A 19,604-nucleotide genomic window follows, 5' to 3' on the forward strand; every position below is an offset into this window, starting at 1 on the left:
GGGCGCGGCGCGCCGTGGGACCGTGCGCGGGTGCCGCGGCCGGCCAGCAGGGGACAGCGACCCCGGCCGCGACTGGACCGCGAGGTGGGGCGGCCGGCCCCGGGGACGCCCGGGGCCGGCCGCTGCACCCCGGCACGACCCCCGGGCGCGCGCCCGGGGGCGCACACCACTCATCGTTGCGCGCCGCTACGCGCGTCCCCGTGCGCCGCAATCGACCGAACCACTACGCACCGTGATCATCACCGCGGCGAAGCGGAGCTCGTCGTCACAAAATGGACCGGGCCGAAGTGTGCCGAACCGGTTGCAGACCGAGCCCTCCGTCCAGCACGATGCTCCGTGGAAGCGGTTCTCCCGGCGGCCTACGGCCCACTGTGGAGTCCGGGACCGCTGCCGCCGCGACCTGGGGCGGCAACGGTCGCCACCTCACGCTCCGTGATCGAGTGTCCGGCGCAGGACTGCGCGCCGACCCGACGCACCGCGAGCGTGCGCGCCCCCCGCGCCGCCGGCCACCCACGCCGGAGCCGCACCGGGCGCGGCCCCGAAGCCAACCGAATGACGGCGCTCCTCCCCCGGCGCCGTCACCTCCAGCACCGGCGCAGCCCTGACGCCGCGTGCTGAGCGACAAAGGGCCCCGTTCCCCCGCGGGGCCCTTTGCCCTTTCCGGCGCCGGCCTTTCCGGCCCCGACCGGTCCCGCTCGACCTGCCGGGGCCCCGACCTGCCGGGATCCGCGCTACGGGTGGTCGCGCCAGACGCTCGGGTCGACCCTGCCTTCGCCGTCCCGGGGCCCCGCGAGCCGGTCGTCCGCCCCGCCCGTCGGCCCCGACGGCCCCTCGGACGAACCGATCACGTCGCTCACCCCCGCCTCCGGCCGGTACGGCTCGGGCTCCCCGGCGGCGTGCCCGTACCCGGGCCCGACGTGGTCGTACCCGTCCGGCGGACCCTGCGGCGGCACGGCGCCCGCGTACGGGACGGCGGCCGCGCCCCGCCCGCCCGTCGCGGCGGCCAGCAGCGGCGGCAGCGCCAGCGCGCCGATCGCCGCCCAGATCACGTTGGCCGCGAGCAGCGAACCGAAGACCAGGCTCACCGAGTAGCCGGCGGTGGCCGGGTCGGAGCGCGTCCCGCCGCTGCCGAAGCCCGTGGTCGCGGCGCCGGAGAACACCATGAGCAGGGTCAGCCCGACCGCGTACACCACCGCCAGCCGGATCCGGTCGGCCGCGTCGAGCCGACGGCGGTGGGCCGTCCAGGCCAGCAGGATCACCGAGGCGACGGCCAGCAGGCCGGCGAAGCGCCAGGCGCCGCTCTCGCCGTGCAGGTCGAAGAACGAGAACTCCTGGAAGCCCGGGTAGCCGCCCCGCCCGCCGCCCCAGTCCGGCCCCCGGGAGGCGGGCCCGCCCTCGGCGCGGAACGTCGCCCCCGAGCCGATGCCGATCAGCATCAGCCCGAGGTTGGGCAGGAAGGCCGACGACACCGCGGTCTGCCAGCCCTCGCTGTTGGCCGCGACCAGGACGAACGCCACCAGCGAGGCCGTGCCGACCAGCAGCGCGAGCACCTGGCCGGCTGCCAGCCCCGCCACCGCCCAGCCGCGGATCGTCCGATTGCGCCAGGCCGCCCAGCGCAGCGCGTCGGTGCCGTACACGGCGAACGCGACCAGCCCGGCGAGCAGGGCGCTCCAGCCGACCGCCTGCGGCCAGCCGGCGTCCGCGGTGTAGGTGATCGCCGACGAGCGGCCGAACCCGGTGGGGTTGCCGGGCAGGTAGGGGCTCCAGTCCGCCCCGGCGAGCAGGCCGACGAGCAGCGTCACGCCGGCCGCGACAAGCGCGGTGCGCAGCGCCTCGCCGGCCGCCTGGCCGCGGGTCATCTGCTCGGCCGTGCGGGCCTGCCGACGGCGGGAGAGCGTCCGCAGGCCGAGCCAGAGGGCGAGCAGCCACAGCACGGTGACGGTCAGCGGGAGCACCCGCGCCGTGAAGCCGAAGTCGGTGTCGGTGCCCCGCCAGTGGATCGCGTAGGAGAGCTTGAACGGGGCGCCGAGCGCGCCGAGCGCCATCGCGAGGGCGGCGCCGTAGCGGTCGCCGAACCCGGGCATCTGGACCAGGGTGGCGGATTCGTTGTAGTCGCTCGGGATCGCCGCGACCAGCGCGGCGACCAGCAGGACGACGGTCGGTGCGAGGAGCGCGAGGAGCGCCGGGCGCCAGTCCATGGCGGTCAGCCCGCGCAGCACGGGCGACTGCCCGGCAGCCGGGTCGTACGGCCGCCCGGCGCCCCAGGTGCCCGGCGCGGGAGCGTACCCGGGCGGCGCGGGCGCGTACCCGGGAGGCGGGGGCGGCGGCACCACGGGCGGGGCGGCCGGCGGGCTGCTCGGCGGACCGGCCGGCGGTGGGGGCGGTGGCGGTGGCGCGGACGGCCGTCCGCACGCGGCACAGGCCCGCGCCCCCTCCACCGAAGCCGCACCGCACGATGCGCAGATGGCCATGAACCGCGTTCCCCCCGCTCGACGAGTCCCTGGTCCCCCAGGACGCCCGTTTATCCCATCGGATCCGAACGGATGTCAACCGGCTTCCAGCCCCGGCGCGTTGGCCGCGCCGTCGAGCGTCAGCCGCGCTTCTTCGGCACCTCCGGGACGGCCAGCAGCGGCAGCCGCAGCGCCCCGAACGCGTCCTTCGGCACGGCCGGGCGCACCGGCGCGACGGCCGCGGTGCGGCGGTACTCCGCGCCCTGCTCCGGCCGCGGGTCGGCCTCGCCCTTGTTGGGCCACATCGACATCGCGCGCTCGGCCTGCGCGGTGATCGTCAGCGACGGGTTGACGCCGAGGTTGGCGGAGACCGCCGCGCCGTCCACGACGCTGATCCCCGGGTGGCCGTAGAGCCGGTGGTACGGGTCGACCACGCCGGTCTCGGCGGTGTCGCCGATCGGGCAGCCGCCGAGGAAGTGGGCGGTCATCGGGATGTCGAAGATCTCGCCCACGGTGCTGCCGGCGAAGCCGTTGATCTCCGCGGCGAGCGCCTGGGCGCCCTTCTCGGCGGCCGGGATCCAGGTCGGGTTGGGCGCGCCGTGGCCCTGGGCGGAGGTCAGCCGGGCCTTGCCGAGCAGGTCCTTCTTCAGCGAGACGGTGATCGAGTTGTCCAGCGACTGCATCACCAGGCCGATGATCGTCTTCTCCGACCAGCGGCGCTGGTTCATCGAGCGCGCGAAGGTCACCGGGTGGCTCACCGAGTTGCCCAGGTAGCGCAGCCAGCGCGGGGCCCGACCACCGCCCGCGACCTGGGCGATCGACAGCGCGCCCATCGCGTTCGAGCCCTTGCCGTAGCGCACCGGCTCGATGTGGGTGTTCGCGTCCGGGTGGATCGAGGAGGTGATCGCGACGCCCTTGGTGAAGTCCGCGCGGCTGCCGTAGCGCCGGTCGGTGGTCTGCGCGCCCACCAGCGCCTCGGAGTTTGTCCGGGTCAGCTCGCCGAGCCGGGCCGAGAGCCGGGGCAGGTGGCCGTCCGCGCGCATCCGGTGCAGCAGCGACTGGGTGCCGTAGGTGCCGGCCGCGACCACGACCCGGGCGGCGGTGATGGTCCGCGCGCCCGCCTTGACCCGGTCCGTCTTCGAGCGCGAGTCGGTGCGGCGCACGTCCACCGCGTAGCCCTCGCCCTGCTCCCGGATCCGGGCCACCGTGGTCAGCGGGTGGATCTCCGCGCCGCCCTGCTCGGCCAGGTACAGGTAGTTCTCGGTGAGCATGTTCTTGGCGCCGTGCCGGCACCCGGTCATGCACTCGCCGCACTCCACGCAGGCCTTGCGGGCCGGGCCGGCGCCGCCGAAGTACGGGTCGGCGACCTCCTCGCCGGGCGCGGCCTTGGCCGTGCCGTCGGTGTCCTTGCCGTCCCCGAAGAAGACCCCGACCGGCGCCATGTGGAAGGTGTCCCCGACGCCCATCTTCTCGGCCGCCGCCTTGAGGTGGACGTCGGACGGCGTGACGGTCGGGTTGAGCCGGACCCCGAGCATCCGCTGCGCCTGGTCGTAGAACGGCGCCAACTCCGCCTGCCAGTCGGTGATGTGGCGCCACTGGCGGTCCTCGAAGAACGCCTTCGGCGGCACGTACAGGGTGTTGGCGTAGTTCAGCGAGCCGCCGCCGACCCCGGCGCCGGCCAGGATCAGCACGTTGGTCAGCAGGTGGATCCGCTGGATGCCGTACAGCCCCAGCTGCGGCGCCCACAGGTAGTTCGGCAGGTCCCAGGAGTTCCGGGGCAGTTCGTCGCGGTCGAAGCGCCGCCCGGCCTCCAGGACGGCCACCCGGTAGCCCTTCTCGGTCAGCCGCAGCGCGGCGACCGAACCGCCGAAGCCGGAGCCGACCACGACCACGTCGTAGTCGAACTCGCCCTGTTCCGGGGACCCCGCCATCTGCCACTGCTCCCTTAGCCGTCCGAATCCGCCCGCACCGCCCACCGGCCGGGCTCCGCCACTGCCCCGCCTACTTGAGGCGCAGCGCCTTCAGCACCCGCAGCCCGCCGGTGAACACCGCCGCGAACTGCCGGTCGTCGAGCCCGAGCGAGGGCGCGAGCGGGAGCAGCCGCTGGGTCGCGATGGTCTGGGCCTCGGTGAACCGCAGGATGCCCTCCGCGCCGTGCCGCCGGCCGAGCCCGGAGTCGCCCATCCCGCCCATCGGCGAGCCGACCGAGCCGTATGCGGCGGCGTACGCCTCGTTGACGTTGACGGTGCCGGTGCGCAGCCGGGCCGCGACCGCCCGGCCGCGGCGCGGGTTCCGGGTCCAGACGCTGGAGTTGAGGCCGTACGGGGTGGCGTTGGCGGCGGCCACCGCCTCGTCGTCGGTGTCGAAGCGGTAGACGGAGACGACCGGGCCGAAGGTCTCCTCACCGCAGACCGCCATCTCCGGCGTGACACCGTCGAGGATGGTCGGCTCGTAGAAGAAGGGGCCGAGGTCGGGCCGGGCGCGGCCGCCGGCCAGCACGGTGGCGCCGGCCTTGACGGCCTCCTCGACGTGCCGGGTGGTGGTGTCCAGCTGGCGGGCCGAGACCAGCGAGCCCATGTCGGCGCCGTACGCGAGGCCGCCGCCCAGGCGCAGGGCCCGGGTGCGCTCGGCGAACTTCTCCAGGAAGGCGTCGGCGACCGAACGGTGGACCATGAGGCGCTCGATGGAGATGCAGAGCTGACCGGCGGAGGAGAAGCAGGCCCGCACGGCGCCGGCCGCGGCCCGGTCGAGGTCCGCGTCGGCGAGCACCAGCATGGCGTTCTTGCCGCCGAGTTCGAGCGAGGCGCCGATCAGCCGGGCGGCGGCGCGCTGGGCGACGTCGCGGCCGGTGCGGGTGGAGCCGGTGAAGGAGACGTAGTCCGCGTGCTCGACCACGGCCGGGCCGATCACCGGTCCGTCGCCGATCACGACCTGCCACAGGTCGGCCGGCAGCCCGGCCTCGACGAGCAGTTCGCGGGCCCACAGCGCGGTGAGCGCGGTCTGCGTGTCGGGCTTGTTGACGACGGCGTTGCCGGCCACGAAGGCGGGCAGGGCGTCGCCGACGGACAGCTCCAGCGGGTAGTTCCACGGCGAGACGTGGCCGATCACGCCCTTGGGGCGGCGGGCCTCGATCGCCTGGGTGAGCACCGGCAGCGCGCCGCCGTGCCGCTTGTCGCACAGGTACCCGTGCGCGGCGCGCCCGTAGTGCCGGGCGGCCATGGCGACGGCGAGCACCTCCTCGAAGGCGTGCAGCCGGGCCTTGCCGGTCTCGGCCTGGATCAGGTCCAGGACCTCGTCCTGCCGCTTGAGCAGCAGGTCGTGGAAGCGCAGCAGGACGGCGGCGCGGCGGCGCACGGGCAGCGCGGCCCAGGCCGACTGGGCGCGGCGGGCCAGCTGGAAGGCGACCTCGACGTCGGCCGGGGTGGACTGCGGCAGGCTCGCCAGCCGCTCACCGGTCAGCGGGGCGACGGTCTCCACCACGCTGGGCTCGCCGGTCGCGGTGACGCCGCCGGCCAGCCGGGCGACCAGGGACGGCGGGACGGCCCCGGCGACGGTCCGGCCGCCGCCCGGAGCGGCCGGGTTGCCGCCCGCGGGGGCGGCGTCGGGACGTCCGGTGGCCACTGCATCTGCTGTGAGGTCCGACATACGGCGCAGCCTAGGCGCTCGGCGCCCGGCGCGGTACCCGTCGGTAACAACAATCTGCCGCACTCGGGCGAAAGCGGGCGCTCCGCCCGGACGGCGCCGTGGTCAGCGGGTGGGCGTGAAGCTGTTGAGCACCGTCGTGAAGCGCTGGAGGGCCTCGTTCCAGTCGTTGCCCTTCTCCGGGCTGGACGAGTAGATCGCGTAGGCGGTGCCGTCCTCGTCGATGAACTCGGTCTCGACCGCGCGGCGGCGGCCGCCCTCCTTGGCCGCGTAGCTGAACTCCCAGACGGCCGCCTCGTGGCCGTTCACCGCGGTGCTCGCCATCCGGTGCTGCTTGTAGTCCTTCTGCGCCTTGGAGACGCTGGCCTCCATCTCCCGCATGTGCTCCAGCGGCTTGACCGACTGCCCGACGGTGACGGCGAACTGCAGGTAGTGCACCTTGCCGTCGGGGCTGTAGAAGATCTGGTTGTTGTCGCTCCCGAGGATGCGCTGCCAGGCCGGGGACGCGGACGGCAGCACGAAGCGGAACCCGGCCGGGTCCTCCACCCACTGGTAGCCGGCGGGCACCGGCCCGCCGCTCGCCGATCCGGTCGGCACCGGCACGGCCGAGGTGGTCACGGCGGGCGTCGACGGGTCGTCGGCGGGGCCGGCGTCGGAGCCGACGACGTGCCGTGTGGCGAAGAAGGTGCCCGCGGCGGCGACCAGGCCGACGGCCACCGCGATGCCGACGACCTTGGCCAGGCTGCGGCGCCTGGCCGGTCCGCGCGCGGGCGCGATGGTGTGCGGCACCGGCGCGACAGGCCCGGTGGGCGCCCCCGCGGTGATCGGCGCGCCCGCCTGGGCGCCCACGGCGGGAACGTGCGCCGCGGCCACGGCGCCACCGGCCGGAGCGTGCGCCGCGGTGACGGCCGTCTCCGACGAGCGGGCCGCGGCCGGCTCCCCGGCGGTGTCCGGCTCGATGCCGGTGTCCGTACCGGCGTCACCGGCGTCGGCCGCGGCCCCGCCGGTCGTGTCGCTCCGGTCCACGACGGGCACCGACATCGTCGGCGTCCGGACCGGCGCGACCGCCTTCAGGCCGACCGTGTGCCCGGCCTGCACCTCGGCGAGCATCCGGGCCGCCTCGTCCGCGGTCGGCCGCTCGGCCGGGTCCTTGGCCATCAGCGCGGCCAGCACCGGCCCGAGCGGCCCGGCCCGGCGCGGCTCCGGCAGCGGATCGCCCACGACCGCGGCCAGCGTGGTGATCGGCGAGGTCCGGCGGAACGGCGACTGCCCCTCGACGGCCGCGTACAGCGTCGCGCCGAGGCCCCACAGGTCGGAGGCCGGCCCGGGCCGCTCGCCCTGGGCGCGCTCGGGCGCGAGGTAGTCCGGCGAGCCGACGAGGTCGCCCGGCCGGGTCAGCTCGGCGGAGCCCTCGAACTTCGCGATCCCGAAGTCCAGCAGGACGACCCGGCCGGTGCCGCGCTCCAGCAGCACGTTGGCCGGCTTGACGTCCCGGTGCAGCACGCCCAGCTGGTGCCCGCGGTGCAGCGCGGCCAGCACCTGGCTGCCGACCTCGGCGGCGGCGCGCGGCTGGAGGGTGCCGTCCTGGCTGATCACGTCGGCCAGCGAGCGGCCGTCGACCAGCTCCATGACGATCCACGGCCGGCCGTCCTGCTCCAGCACGTCGTGCACGGTGATGACGCCGGGGTGCTTGATCCGGGCCGCCGCGCTCGCCTCGCGCTTCATCCGGGCGTGCAGGATCTCCAGCTCGTCCTCGGGGAGGTGGTTGACGGTCAGTTCCTTGACCGCGACCTCACGGTCCAGCATCCGGTCCCAGGCCCGCCAGACCGTGCCCATGCCGCCGCGGCCGAGCCGATCGCCCAGCTCGTACCGCCCGGCCAGCAGCCGCTCCGTCTCGGCCGTCTCCGGCCGGTCCTGCACGCCCATCGGCGACCGCTCCCCCTCGCTTCGGCTGCCGTCAGTGCGACGGAGGGCCTGGTGCAGACCACTGTTCGAACAAATCCCACGCACACATTAGGCCCACCTCGCCGACCCGGGTAATCTCCCCGGTCCGCCGCGTCCGCGAACCGCGGCCGGGCCGGGCCGTCAGCCCGCGAACATCACCACGGCGACCACCCCCAGCACGAGCAGCATGAAGACGCCTCCGACCAGCACCGGCCCCAGCAGGGCCGGGGGTATCCGGGGCGGCTTGCCCCCGTCCGTCCCCGCCCCACGGCCGGCGGACGGCACGGCGGCGCTCCGGCCGCGCCCGCGCGCGGACTTCACCAGCGGACCGGCCGGCCGCAGCACGACCTCCCGGGCCGCCCGCTCGCCGTCGGCCGGCTCCGGCGCGCCCGCCAGCAGCACCGCCAGCTCCCGGCGGACCTCGTCGGCGGTCGGCCGCAGCGCCGGATCGGGCTGGAGCAGCCGCTCGACGAGCGGCGCCAGCGGCCCGCAGGAGGCGGACGGCTCGCGCCGCCCGTCCCGGACCGCCGTCACCAGTTCCGGCACCCCGCCCTCGGGGTAGGGCGAACGCCCGGTCAGCAGCCGCTGCAGCAGCACCCCGAGCGCCCAGCAGTCCCCGGCCGGGCCGCCGTCCAGCGGCCAGCGCTCCGCCACCGGGCCGACCAGGGTGGCCCGCACCTCGTAGCGGCGGCGCCCGCCGGGCCCGCCGAGGTCCTCGGCCAGCGCCTCCTCGGCCACCCCGGGCAACAGTCCGCCGAGCATCGCCGCGCCGTCCTCGCAGACCAGCACCGACTCGGCGGTCAGGTTGCCGTGGCTGAGCCCGGCCTCGTGCAGCGAGCGCAGCGCGCCCGCCAGGTCCGCCGCCAGCTCGGCCGCCCGGTAGGGCGGCAACGGCCCGGCGGCGGCGAGTTCGGCCAGCGGGACGCCGGCCGGCCGCTCCTCGACCGTCCACAGCAGCTCCCCGTCGACGAACGCCCCGACCCCGCGCAGCAGCCGCGGGTGCCAGGCCGGCGCCGTCGAGCCGACCGCTCCGACCCGCCGGACCAGCCGGTCGGCCTGCGGCGGCGTGCCGTCCTCCGGATCGTGGCCGCCGGTCAGCAGCGCGGGCAGCTCCAGGGCGCGCAGCAGCACCGACTCGCCGGTGCCCTCGTCCACCGCGGCCGCCCGCAGCGCCTCCGGACGGTCCGTCAGCCGGTAACGCCCCGCCAGCACGTGCCCAGGGCCCGCTCGCATGCCAGTTCCTCTCGCTCACCGAGCAGCCTACTGAGCGGCTCCCCCGGGCTCGGCCCCGTGGACCGGACCGATCTGATCGACACCGCGTTCCGGGTCGCCGGCAACGGCGGCCGGGCGACGCGGGCCGAGGCCGTGCGCACGGTCGAGGCGGCCGTGATCGACGGTGAGCGGCCCGTCGCCTCCACCGTCGGCCGCCACCCCGACCACGTCCGCGAGGGCGCGCTGGTCCCGACCACCTACCGGCTGCTCTTCCTGAAGGACGGGAAACCGCCGGTACCGGTTCCGCTTGCCGCTGTCACCGACGCGACCATGCCGCGGACCGGGCTCGACGGCGACGCCCTGACGATCATCGCCCCGACCGGCCCCCACGGCTTCGAGGACGCGGCCGGGGCCGGGGAGTTCACCGAGCGGATCAGGACCGCCGCACGGGCCGCGCGGGCCACCCCGCAGGCGGCCGCCTCCCTGACCAAGACACCGTCCGACGCCGCCGAGGAGCCCGGCGCGGGCGGGCGACCGCTGGACCGGCTGGAGCGGTCGGCCGCCCCGCACCGCTCCGGGGCGCTCACCGACCAGGAGTTCGCCAGGGCCGAGGAGCGCCTGCCCGGCCGACCGGCCCGGCCGACCGCCGGGTTACGGCGCGGGCTGGAAGCTGGCGAACGCCTCGTCCCTGGCCTGGGAGTTGGCCGGGGCCGCCCAGTCGGCGTCCGGCGTGGTCCAGTAGATCGCGTAGCCGTACTTGGCCGGGCTGCCGGTCACGAAGCCGCGGTTGAGCGAGTGCATCCTCGGCGTGCCGTTGGTCCACTCCCAGTCGGCCGCGTTGCTCCACTGCCGGTAGCCGACGGCCGCGAGGTTGACCCGCTGGTAGTTGGTCACCTGCGCACGCAGGCCGGGCTCGGCCTCCTGCCAGTCCGCCAGCGCGCTCGGGTCGGGGCTGGTGGTCCACTCGATCCGCAGCGTGCTGCCGTTGCCCTGGAAGGTCCGGCGGGTGGCCTCCGAGCCGCTCTGCTGGAGCCAGTCCGGCAGCACGACCGAGAAGCCGGTCGGGTCCTTGTACAGGTGGTACCCGGCCGGCACCGCGCCGGCCGGGGCCGGCTGGGCCGCGCCCGGCGCGGCGGCCGGGGGCGGAGTCGGAGTCGGGGTCGGCGTCGCCGCCGGGGCGGGCGCCTGGCCGCCCGCGGGGGTCGTCGCCGCGGTGGCCGGGGCCTGCGGCGGGGCCGCCTCGGTGCCGGCCGGCGCGGGCTCGGCCGCCGCCGTGGTCGGCGCGGCGGCGGTGGGCGCCGCGGCCCCGCTCGGCGTCGCCTCCGTGGTGGCCGCCACCGGCGAGGTCGCGCCCGCGCCGTGCGCCGTGCCGGCCTCCGAACCGCCGACGGCCTTCACGACCGCGACGATCCCGGCGATCAGCAGCAGCACCAGGACGATCGTCACCACGGCCAGCCGCCGCCGGCCCTTGCGCGGATCGGCGCCCGCCGCCTGCGTCGCGCCCAGCGTCCACTCGCTGGTCACCGGCCGGATCGGCTCGGTCTCCGGCGCCGCGGGCGGGGCCGGCTCCGCCGCCGGGACCACCGCCGGGACGGCCGCCGGCTCCTGGTCCTTCGCCTTGCTGCCGACCCGCACGGTCCCGAGCAGCCCGCCGATCGTCCGCTTCGCGGTGCCGTCGGGGGACGGCGGCTGCTCCTCCGCCTTCTCGCCGGTCTTCTCGGCGGCCTTCCGGTCGGCCTTCGCCACCGGGGCGGGAGCCGCAGCCGCCGATCCGGCGGCCGACTTGACCGGCATCGCGTGCTCGGTCGTCGACTCGGCCTTGGCGGTGGCCTCGGCTACGACCCGCTTGAGCATCGACCGGGTCTGCGAGGCGTCCAGCCGGTCGGCCGGGTCCTTCTCCAGCAGCCCCTCGATCACCGGCAGCAGCGCCCCGGCGTTCTTCGGCGTGGCGAGCTCCTCGGTCATCACCGCCGTCAGGGTGGCCAGCGCCGACCCGCGGTCGTACGGCGGCCGGCCCTCCACCATCGCGTACAGCGTGCCGCCCAGCGACCACAGGTCGGCCGGCGGCCCGGGCTTCTGCCCACGCGCGCGCTCCGGGGATATGTACGAGGGCGCGCCGACCAGCATGCCGGTCGAGGTGACCGAGGCGTCACCCTCCACGCTGGCGATGCCGAAGTCGGTGAGCACCACCCGGCCGTCCTCGCCGATCAGCACGTTCGACGGCTTCACGTCCCGGTGCAGGATGCCCAGGGCGTGCGCGGCGCTCAGCACGCCCAGCACGTCGAGCGCGATCTCGGCGGCCCGGGCGGGCGCCAGCGGCCCGTCCTCCTTGATGACGTCGGCCAGCGAGCGGGACTCGACCAGCTCCATGACGATCCACGGCCGGTCGTCCTCCTCGACCACGTCGAAGACGGTGACCGCCGAGCCGTGCCGGATCCGCGCGGTGGCCTTGGCCTCGCGCAGCGTCCGGACGATCAGCCGGTGCTTCTCCTCCTCCTCGACGCTGGCGTTCATGCGCAGTTCCTTCACCGCGACAATCCGGCCCAGCATCTCGTCCTCGGCGCGCCAGACGGTGCCCATACCGCCGCGCCCGAGCACCCCGTCCAGCCGGTAGCGTCCGGCCAGGAGTCGGCCGGTGGAACCCTGCGCCTGGGTCATTCGAAACGTTCCCCCATGTGCTGCTGGCGGTCGAGGTGACAGCGCGTCGGCCCGGCGTCTGGGCCCGAACGCCAAGCCTCCATCATCCCCTGTCCACCGGGCCCGCGACCACCCGGCCCCCGGCACGGGGTGCGACGGACCGCAACAACCCCGGCTCTCCGTGCCCGATCTGTGATCGAAAACTCGCCGAGATTCGTCCCGAACACTGTTACGGTGCGGCAGCTCACCGTCTTTTCCGGGGGGATCCGACACCCATGACCGCACCCGCCTGGGGCACTGACGAACAGTCGGGCCGACCGCGAACGGCCCAGCACTACACGGTGGCGCCCGCCGTCGGCGCCCCGGAGGGCTACGTCGCGCCCGGCATGCCCGGTGTCCCGGTGGCCGGATACGAACCCGTCGTCCCCGTCACCCGCCGCCGGCGCCCCCGCCGGCGGGTCGGACTCGCCGTCAGCGTCGCGGTCGCCGCGATGCTCCTCGGCGCCCTCGCCTACGGCTGCGCGCCGCTGCGGGCCGCGGACAGCGTCGGCTGGCTGGCCATCGCCCCCACCGCCGCCGTCTCCTGGCCGCTCGGCCGGCTCGGCGGCCGCAGCCGGGTGCTGCCCCTGCTGGGCGCGCTGCTCGCGGCCGGCGCGCTCTTCCTCGGCCAGTTGCTCCTCCAGGGCCGCGTGCTCCACTCGCACGGCCTGCCCGGCACCCCGCCGCGCGCCCTCGTCCACGACGTCCTGGCCGCGTGGCGCGCCGACCTGCGCCCGCTGGACCTCGCCTTCTACGGCATAGCCCTGGTCGGCGGCTTCATCCTTACCCGCCGCACCGCCGTCCGCGGCTGACGGAACGACGAGGGCCCCCGCCGTTCGCACGGCGGGGGCCCTCGTCAGCGTTCGCCTCAGCGGTGGTCGAGCGCCGGGTTGACGGTGACCTCGACCCGCTGGAACTCCTTGAGCTCCGTGTAGCCGGTGGTGGCCATCGCCCGGCGCAGCGCGCCGAACAGGTTCATGGTGCCGTCCGGGGTGTGCGACGGGCCGGTGAGGATCTCCTCGGTGGTGCCGACCGTGCCGAGGTCCACCCGCTTGCCGCGCGGCAGCTCCTCGTGGACGGCCTCCATGCCCCAGTGGAAGCCCTTGCCGGGCGCGTCGGTGGCGCGGGCCAGCGCGGCGCCGATCATGACCGCGTCGGCGCCGCAGGCGACGGCCTTCGGGATGTCGCCGCTGTAGCCGACGCCGCCGTCCGCGATCACGTGCACGTAGCGGCCGCCGGACTCGTCCATGTAGTCGCGGCGGGCGGCGGCCACGTCCGCGACGGCGGTGGCCATCGGCACCTGGATGCCGAGCACGTTGCGGGTGGTGTGGGCGGCGCCGCCGCCGAAGCCGACCAGCACGCCGGCCGCGCCGGTGCGCATGAGGTGCAGGGCGGCGGTGTACGTGGCGCAGCCGCCGACGATGACCGGGACGTCCAGCTCGTAGATGAACTGCTTGAGGTTCAGCGGCTCGGCGGCGCTGGAGACGTGCTCGGCCGAGACGGTGGTGCCGCGGATGACGAAGACGTCGACGCCGGCGTCCACGACGGCCTTGGAGAACTCGGCGGTGCGCTGCGGCGAGAGCGCGGCGGCGGTGACCACGCCGGACTCGCGGACCTCCTGGATCCGCTGCTTGATCAGCTCGGCGCGGATCGGCGCGGCGTAGATCTCCTGGAGGCGGCGGGTGGCGACGGCCTCGTCGGTGATCGAGGCGATCTCGTCGAGCAGCGGCTGCGGGTCCTCGTAGCGGGTCCACAGGCCTTCCAGGTTCAGCACGCCCAGGCCGCCGAGGCGGCCGATGGCGATGGCCTGCTGCGGCGAGACCACGCTGTCCATCGGGGCGGCCAGGAACGGCAGCTCGAAGCGGTAGGCGTCGATCTGCCAGGCGATCGAGACCTCCTTCGGGTCCCGGGTACGGCGGCTGGGGACGACGGCGATGTCGTCGAAGGCGTACGCCCGGCGGCCGCGCTTGCCTCGCCCGATCTCGATCTCGGTCACTTCGAGCCCTTCTGCTGTGTTGCTCATGCCCGCCGGGTCACCCCGGCCGCCCCCAGTATCCCGCACGGACCGTGCGCACGCCCCGACGGCCCGGCCCGCGGACACGCGCGAGGGGCCCGCCGCTGCGGACGGCGACGGGCCCCTCGGGGAGTGCGGACGATCAGCGCGACGAGTAGTTCGGCGCCTCGACGGTCATCTGGATGTCGTGCGGGTGGCTCTCCTTGAGACCCGCCGAGGTGATCCGCACGAAGCGGCCCTTGCTCTCCATCTCGGCGATGGTGGCGGCCCCGACGTACCCCATGGTCTGGCGCAGACCGCCGACCAGCTGGAACAGCACCGCGGACAGCGGGCCGCGGTAGGGCACCTGGCCCTCGATGCCCTCGGCGATGAGCTTCTCGTCGGAGCTGACGTCGGCCTGGAAGTAGCGGTCCTTGGAGAAGGACTTCGCCTGGCCGCGGGACTGCATGGCGCCCAGCGAGCCCATGCCGCGGTAGGACTTGTACTGCTTGCCGTTGATGAACAGCAGCTCGCCCGGGGACTCCTCGCAGCCGGCCAGCAGCGAGCCGAGCATGACGGTGTCGGCACCGGCGGCCAGCGCCTTGCCGATGTCGCCGGAGTACTGCAGGCCGCCGTCGCCGATGACCGGCACGCCGGCCGCCTGGCAGGCCTGGGCGGCCTCGTAGATCGCGGTGATCTGCGGGACGCCGATGCCGGCGACCACCCGGGTGGTGCAGATCGAGCCCGGGCCGACGCCGACCTTGACGCCGTCCACGCCGGCGTCGATCAGCGCCTGGGCGCCGTCGCGGGTGGCGACGTTGCCGCCGACCACGTCGACCTTGACGGCCGACTTGATCTTCTCGATCCAGGCCAGCGCGTTGTGGCTGTGGCCGTGCGAGGTGTCCACGACCAGGAAGTCCACACCGGCCGCGACCAGGGCCTGGGCCCGGTCGAACGCCTCGGCGCTGGCGCCCACGGCGGCACCGACCAGCAGACGGCCCTCGGCGTCCTTGGCAGCGTTCGGGTACTTCTCGGCCTTGACGAAGTCCTTGACGGTGATCAGGCCCTTGATCCGGCCCTCGTCGTCGACCAGCGGCAGCTTCTCGATCTTGTGCCGGCGCAGCAGCGCCATCGCGTCCTCGCCCGAGATGCCGACCTTGCCGGTGATCAGCGGCATCGGGGTCATGATCTCGCGGACCTGACGGCTGCGGTCCGACTCGAAGGCCATGTCGCGGTTGGTGACGATGCCGAGCAGCTTGCCCGCCTCGTCCGCGACCGGCACGCCGGAGATGCGGAACTTGGCGCACAGCGCGTCGGCCTCGGCCAGGGTGGTCAGCGGGCCGACCGTGATCGGGTCGGTGACCATGCCGGACTCCGAGCGCTTCACCAGGTCGACCTGGTTGGCCTGGTCCTCGACCGACAGGTTCCGGTGCAGGACACCGACACCGCCCTGGCGGGCCATCGCGATCGCCATCCGGGCCTCGGTGACCTTGTCCATCGCGGCGGAGAGCATCGGGAGGTTCACGCGCACGTTCCGGGAGACCCGCGAGGAGGTGTCGACCTGGTTCGGCAGCACCTCGGAGGCCCCGGGCAGCAGCAGGACGTCATCGAACGTGAGCCCGAGCATGGCGAACTTCTCGGGTACGCCTGCGGCGTTGTAAGACATTTCGGGGGTACCTTCCGTGGCCGGCCGTTTGATCCGCACACGCCCTGAGGGTGGGGACGCGTTCATCGCTCACTCGCGCAGACCGCCGAAAGCCGGGTGGACTTTGGAGGATCCTCCAGGGGAACCCCGTTCGCACCCGTGAAACTTTGGCAACCTGCCCAGGCGCCGATACCCCATGGTACTGGCACCGGGATTGTGGTCCTCGTGTGCCCTTGACAACACCCTCCGCCCATGAGCCATTCCGGCCGCTCCCGGCGGCAGCGTCAGGAGGACTCCTCCGCGAGCGCCCGCAGCCGGCTCAGGGCACGGTGCTGCGCCACCCGGACGGCCCCCGCCGACATCCCCAGCACCTCGCCGGTCTCCTCCGCGGACAGCCCGGCAGCCACCCGCAGCAGCACCAGCTCGCGCTGACGGGCCGGCAGGTTGGAGAGCAGTTCCTTCGCCCAGGCCGCGTCACTGCTCAGCAGCGCCTGCTCCTCCGGACCGAGCGCCTCGTCCGGCACCTCCGGCAGGTCGTCCTGCGGCACCACGGTCGAGGCGGGCCCGCGCATCGCGGCCCGCTGCAGATCGGCGATCTTGTGCGCGGCGATGCCGTAGACGAAGGCCTCGAACGGCCGCCCCTGGTCCTTGTACCGGGGCAGGGCGCACAGCACGGCGACGCACACCTCCTGCGCGATGTCGTCCACGTGGTGCCTGGCCCCGCCGGGCAGCCGGACCAGCCGGCCGCGGCAGTACCGCAGCGCCAGCGGGTGGACGTACGCGAGCAGCGCGTCGATGGCCGGGCCCTCGCCGCGGACGGCGGCCGCGACCAGCTCGCCCACCAGCGGCGACCCGCCGCCGCCGAGCACGGGCGGACGACCGGGGCCGGCGCCACCGCCGGGCACCCCACCCGGCGGGCCGGAATCGGCGTACGACGGATCGCCACCCGGGCCGGAGGGCTCGGCCTCCACCGGGTCCGCCTGGCCGGCCGCACCGGCGACGTCGTCACGCATCGGTCCATGGTGCCTGGTCGAACGGGAAAACGCGGCACCGCGTCCGGAGTTGTGCACCGGAACGTTATGCGGTGCGGCACCGCGCGGCGTGCCGCCGGGCACCACCGGCCCCTCCTGCACCGTGCCGCCTCCCGCCCCGCCGCCGTCGGTGGTCCCGTCCGCCGCGCCGTCCGCCGAGTGTCCTGCGGCTGCGTGGTTCGCCGCAGTGCCTGTCCGCTGGTCCCCGAGGTGCTCCACCACTCCATGGTGCAACCTCGGGACCGTAACGTCACACGTCCGTGCGGCACCCGTCCCCGGAAACACCGGCGGCGCGCCGCAGCCGGCGGCGCCGCCTGCGGTCAGCGGACCAGGCCCCAGCGGAAACCCAGCGCCACCGCGTGGGCCCGGTCCGAGGCCCCGAGCTTCTTGAACAGGCGCCGGGCGTGGGTCTTGACGGTGTCCTCGGAGAGGAACAGCTCGCGGCCGATCTCGGCGTTGCTGCGGCCGTGGCTCATGCCCTCCAGCACCTGGATCTCACGCGCCGTCAGCGTCGGCGCCGCGCCCATGTCGGGGCTGCGCAGCCGGCGCGGGGCGAGCCGCCAGGTCGGGTCGGCGAGGGCCTGGGTGACGGTGGCCCGCAGCTCGGCGCGCGAGGCGTCCTTGTGCAGGTACCCGCGGGCGCCGGCGGCGACCGCGAGGGCGACGCCGTCGAGGTCCTCGGCGACGGTGAGCATGATGATGCGCGCGCCCGGGTCGGCGGACAGCAGCCGCCGGACCGTCTCGACCCCGCCGAGGCCGGGCATCCGGACGTCCATCAGCACGAGATCGGAGCGGTCGGCCACCCAGCGGCGGAGGACCTCCTCCCCGTTCGTCGCGGTGGTGACCCGGTCCACACCGGGTACGGTCGCGACGGCGCGGCGAAGCGCCTCGCGGGCGAGCGGGGAATCGTCGCAAACGAGAACGGAAGTCATGACCGTCGTCCTCCGCAGCTGATCCGCGTCACGTTGAGCCTCCTGGCTGGTACGAACCTCTCCGACACGGCCGATCGGCGACAGAGTCCGTGCTGATCGCCTCAACTTCCCCGCGATCGTTCCCGACGTCCGGCGCCCGCTAACCGCCTCCGCACTTCCAACGACCGTCACTCGAATGAGTTACGGCCTTCGGGGCCATCTCCACCACTGTACGTGGCCAACCCATTACCGATCAGCCGCATCGCGGTGCACACGCCGCACTTTTGTGCAGCTCGCGCGCGGTCGGCGTGCGACCCGCACACCGGTGCGGGGCTCCGTGCGCCCCTCGGACCACCCGATTGCCACGTCCGCGCCTGCGGAAGTCCATGCCCACTTCGCCCGTTTTTATAGCTTTCGTATGGTCATTGACTGTTGTGCCACTCTGTGGGTGACTTGTCCATGGAGTTGCCTTAAGTCATATTTCCAGGTGTCCACACCAGTGCATCGACGCCCCGCCACGCCCGCAGCGAGCTCCGCTGGGGCCGGCCCGCGGCCGACGAGCCTCTGAAGGGAATGAGCCATGGCAGATTTCTCCCGCCTCCCCGGTCCCAACGCGGACCTCTGGGACTGGCAGCTCTCCGCAGCCTGCCGTGGCGTGGACAGCTCGCTCTTCTTCCACCCCGAAGGCGAACGCGGGGCCGCGCGGAGCTCGCGCGAGGCCAGCGCCAAGGAGGTCTGCACGCGCTGCCCCGTGATCGCCGAGTGCGCGGCGCACGCGCTGGCGGTCCGCGAGCCGTACGGCGTCTGGGGCGGGATGACCGAGGACGAGCGCGAGGAGCTGCTCGGGCGCTCGCGGCACCGGCTGGTGGAGGTCCCACTGGTCGCGCCGACGGTCGCCCAGCGCTAGCGCCACGCCGAGGCCGCGCCGTGAAGAAACGTTTCTTCGCGGCGCTCCAAGCCCCCCGGCCGGTGACCCTGCGTCAGCGAGCCCCGGCGGCCCCCGCGAGCCGCTCCAGCATCAGCGCCACGGCCGGCACCTCGGCTAGGTCCGGCAGGGTCAGCGCGACCACCTGCCGCACCGCCGGCGCCCCCGAGGCGGTCCGCACCGGCGCCGTCGACACCCCGTCAGGCCGCACCGACTCCAGCGCCAGCCGCGGCAGCACCGCCACCCCCAGCCCGGCCGCCACCAGACCGACCACCGCCGGGTAGTCGTCCGTCGCGAAGTCGATCCGGGGCTCGAACCCCGCACCGGCGCACAGCTCCACCAGGTGCCCGCGGCACTGCGGGCAGCCGGCGATCCACTGCTCCCCCGCCAGCTCGGCCAGCTCCACCGCGCCGCCGCGCCCCGCCAGCGGGTGCGCGGCCGGCAGCAGGCCCACCAGCGGGTCGTCCAGCAGCGGCGTGACCACCAGGTCGGACCAGTCGGTGCCGGCGCTCAGCTGCTGCGCCTCCAGGTTCGCCTCGGCCCGCGCCTCGCGCGGCGTGCCGTGCGCGGGCACCGGGAGAGCGGTGGCGCCCTCGGACTGCGGGTAGCGGAAGGCCAGCGCGATCTCGCACTCGCCGCCGCGCAGCATCGCCAGCGACTCCGGCGGCTCCGCCTCGACCAGCGACACGCGCACCCCCGGATGGCTGTCCCGCAGGCGGGCGACGGCGGGCGGCACCAGGGTGGAACTCGCGGTCGGGAAGGACACCAGCCGCACCCGCCCGGCCCGCAGCCCGGCGATGGCCGCGACCTCCTCCTCGGCCGCCGACAGCCCGGCCAGGATCCCGGTGGCGTGCTTGAGGAGCACCCGTCCGGCCTCGCTCAGCTGCATGCCCCGGCCCGAACGGACCACCAGCGGGGTGTCCACGGACTTCTCCAGGGCCTTCATCTGCTGGCTGATGGCGGGCTGGGTACAGCCCAGCTCGCGCGCGGCGGCGGAGAAGGAGCCGGTGCGGGCGACGGCACGCAGGACGCGCAGGTGGCGGGCCTCGATCATGCCTCAGTTATAAGGCAATCTTTGCCGAACGCAAAATTTCACTGATAGTTGAGTCTTCAAGCGGACTCGCGGACCCCCGGGCCCGAACGCCGGAGGCCCGGCCCGCCTCCCAGGATGGGGG

The 19,604-nt window shown here is 74.9% G+C and carries 13 protein-coding genes; 2 read left to right on the plus strand and 11 right to left on the minus strand.

The genetic code is table 11. The features are described 5' to 3' along the window. Positions 1–731: 731 nt before the first annotated feature. The 6 genes from ACFVSN_RS28395 to ACFVSN_RS28420 form a co-directional block, all read right to left on the minus strand. Entirely contained in the window at positions 732–2,333 is a 1,602-nt protein-coding gene (locus ACFVSN_RS28395; protein WP_387956812.1) for a hypothetical protein, read from the minus strand. A gap of 257 nt (positions 2,334–2,590) precedes the next feature. Next, positions 2,591–4,381 carry a GMC oxidoreductase gene (locus ACFVSN_RS28400; RefSeq protein WP_387956813.1) on the minus strand — a complete coding sequence of 597 codons (1,791 nt, stop codon included), beginning with the start codon at positions 4,379–4,381 and terminating at the stop codon, positions 2,591–2,593. Between the two features lie 70 nt (positions 4,382–4,451). Further along, positions 4,452–6,095, minus strand: coding sequence for a succinic semialdehyde dehydrogenase (locus ACFVSN_RS28405; RefSeq protein ID WP_387956814.1), 1,644 nt, complete (start codon positions 6,093–6,095; stop codon positions 4,452–4,454). Between the two features lie 102 nt (positions 6,096–6,197). Further along, the gene (locus ACFVSN_RS28410; protein ID WP_380509169.1) at positions 6,198–8,018 is read right to left on the minus strand and encodes a serine/threonine-protein kinase; all 1,821 of its coding nucleotides are present in this window, start codon (positions 8,016–8,018) and stop codon (positions 6,198–6,200) included. 159 nt (positions 8,019–8,177) lie between these two features. Beyond that, a complete protein-coding gene (locus tag ACFVSN_RS28415) occupies positions 8,178–9,269 on the minus strand; it encodes a protein kinase (RefSeq protein WP_387956815.1) in 1,092 nt (363 codons plus the stop codon). A 630-nt stretch (positions 9,270–9,899) separates the two neighbouring features. Beyond that, positions 9,900–11,906 carry a serine/threonine-protein kinase gene (locus ACFVSN_RS28420; RefSeq protein ID WP_380435968.1) on the minus strand — a complete coding sequence of 669 codons (2,007 nt, stop codon included), beginning with the start codon at positions 11,904–11,906 and terminating at the stop codon, positions 9,900–9,902. A gap of 254 nt (positions 11,907–12,160) precedes the next feature. Here ACFVSN_RS28420 and ACFVSN_RS28425 point away from each other — a divergent pair, with 254 nt between their 5' ends. Then, positions 12,161–12,736, plus strand: coding sequence for a hypothetical protein (locus ACFVSN_RS28425; RefSeq protein ID WP_387956816.1), 576 nt, complete (start codon positions 12,161–12,163; stop codon positions 12,734–12,736). A 56-nt stretch (positions 12,737–12,792) separates the two neighbouring features. On the opposite strand, the gene ACFVSN_RS28430 is transcribed toward ACFVSN_RS28425, so the two are convergent. The 4 genes from ACFVSN_RS28430 to ACFVSN_RS28445 all read right to left on the minus strand — a co-directional run bounded on the left by ACFVSN_RS28430 (position 12,793) and on the right by ACFVSN_RS28445 (position 17,525). Next, entirely contained in the window at positions 12,793–13,920 is a 1,128-nt protein-coding gene (locus ACFVSN_RS28430; RefSeq protein WP_363651523.1) for a GuaB3 family IMP dehydrogenase-related protein, read from the minus strand. 160 nt (positions 13,921–14,080) lie between these two features. After that, a complete protein-coding gene (guaB, locus tag ACFVSN_RS28435) occupies positions 14,081–15,583 on the minus strand; it encodes an IMP dehydrogenase (protein ID WP_380435965.1) in 1,503 nt (500 codons plus the stop codon). A 263-nt stretch (positions 15,584–15,846) separates the two neighbouring features. Beyond that, positions 15,847–16,575, minus strand: coding sequence for an RNA polymerase sigma factor ShbA (shbA, locus tag ACFVSN_RS28440; protein WP_387956817.1), 729 nt, complete (start codon positions 16,573–16,575; stop codon positions 15,847–15,849). A gap of 338 nt (positions 16,576–16,913) precedes the next feature. Further along, positions 16,914–17,525 (minus strand): response regulator transcription factor, encoded by a 612-nt coding sequence (locus tag ACFVSN_RS28445; protein ID WP_014136228.1) that lies wholly within the window; start codon positions 17,523–17,525, stop codon positions 16,914–16,916. 559 nt (positions 17,526–18,084) lie between these two features. Here ACFVSN_RS28445 and ACFVSN_RS28450 point away from each other — a divergent pair. After that, entirely contained in the window at positions 18,085–18,411 is a 327-nt protein-coding gene (locus ACFVSN_RS28450) for a WhiB family transcriptional regulator (RefSeq protein WP_380435961.1), read from the plus strand. A 73-nt stretch (positions 18,412–18,484) separates the two neighbouring features. On the opposite strand, the gene ACFVSN_RS28455 is transcribed toward ACFVSN_RS28450, so the two are convergent. Further along, positions 18,485–19,483, minus strand: coding sequence for a LysR family transcriptional regulator (locus tag ACFVSN_RS28455; protein WP_387592809.1), 999 nt, complete (start codon positions 19,481–19,483; stop codon positions 18,485–18,487). Positions 19,484–19,604 lie beyond the last annotated feature (121 nt).

This window comes from Kitasatospora sp. NPDC057904 (assembly GCF_042887925.1).
Classification (GTDB): Bacteria; Actinomycetota; Actinomycetes; order Streptomycetales; family Streptomycetaceae; genus Kitasatospora.

Excerpts from the sequence above, each read along its gene's own strand:
- ACFVSN_RS28400 (WP_387956813.1), bottom strand. The coding sequence starts at position 4,381 with ATGGCGGGGTCCCCGGAACAGGGCGAGTTCGACTACGACGTGGTCGTG.
- ACFVSN_RS28405 (WP_387956814.1), bottom strand. The coding sequence starts at position 6,095 with ATGTCGGACCTCACAGCAGATGCAGTGGCCACCGGACGTCCCGACGCC.
- ACFVSN_RS28410 (WP_380509169.1), bottom strand. The coding sequence starts at position 8,018 with ATGGGCGTGCAGGACCGGCCGGAGACGGCCGAGACGGAGCGGCTGCTG.
- ACFVSN_RS28415 (WP_387956815.1), bottom strand. The coding sequence starts at position 9,269 with ATGCGAGCGGGCCCTGGGCACGTGCTGGCGGGGCGTTACCGGCTGACG.
- ACFVSN_RS28420 (WP_380435968.1), bottom strand. The coding sequence starts at position 11,906 with ATGACCCAGGCGCAGGGTTCCACCGGCCGACTCCTGGCCGGACGCTAC.
- ACFVSN_RS28425 (WP_387956816.1), top strand. The coding sequence starts at position 12,161 with ATGACCGCACCCGCCTGGGGCACTGACGAACAGTCGGGCCGACCGCGA.
- guaB (WP_380435965.1), bottom strand. The coding sequence starts at position 15,583 with ATGTCTTACAACGCCGCAGGCGTACCCGAGAAGTTCGCCATGCTCGGG.
- shbA (WP_387956817.1), bottom strand. The coding sequence starts at position 16,575 with ATGCGTGACGACGTCGCCGGTGCGGCCGGCCAGGCGGACCCGGTGGAG.
- ACFVSN_RS28445 (WP_014136228.1), bottom strand. The coding sequence starts at position 17,525 with ATGACTTCCGTTCTCGTTTGCGACGATTCCCCGCTCGCCCGCGAGGCG.
- ACFVSN_RS28450 (WP_380435961.1), top strand. The coding sequence starts at position 18,085 with ATGGCAGATTTCTCCCGCCTCCCCGGTCCCAACGCGGACCTCTGGGAC.
- ACFVSN_RS28455 (WP_387592809.1), bottom strand. The coding sequence starts at position 19,483 with ATGATCGAGGCCCGCCACCTGCGCGTCCTGCGTGCCGTCGCCCGCACC.